The sequence below is a fragment of the Acinetobacter sp. I-MWF genome, from assembly GCF_025433935.1.
Lineage (GTDB): Bacteria > Pseudomonadota > Gammaproteobacteria > Pseudomonadales > Moraxellaceae > Acinetobacter > Acinetobacter guillouiae.
In genome coordinates this window covers 1-375 of sequence record NZ_JAMBAR010000070.1, presented here as the reverse complement: position 1 = coordinate 375, position 375 = coordinate 1, and the positions used below count along the sequence as shown (strand labels likewise).

At 64.3% G+C, this 375-nt stretch carries 1 pseudogene; it reads right to left on the bottom strand.

Annotated features, from left to right (window positions below):
* Nucleotides 1-375, bottom strand: a pseudogene (locus M2R48_RS21410) (hypothetical protein); the annotation flags it as partial.

Genomic DNA, 375 nt, shown 5'->3' with positions numbered 1-375 from the left:
CTGCTCGGCGTCATAGCTGAAGCGTTGGGTGCCGCGCTGGGTGCTGTATTTTTCGACCATGCGGCCGAAACCGTCGTAGCGGTAACGCTTGTCCTGATAGGTCAGCAATCGGTTATGGCGCACCAAGCCGCCAGAGGTTTGCGGGCCGTCGAGCAGGTTGGCGGCCGCGTCGTAGGCGAAGGTTTCGCGCTGGCCGTGCAGGTTGTCCTGGCTGGCGATGATGCGGCCGGTGGCGTCGTAGTGCAGCAGTTGGCGATGTTGCGCTGCGGGTTGCTGGTCGAGTTTGCCGATCAGGTTGTCGGCGGGGTCGTACTCGAAGTGTTTTTGTGTGGCCGCCGGCATCAACGAGGGCTGGCTGGCGTGGCGGCGCTGGCG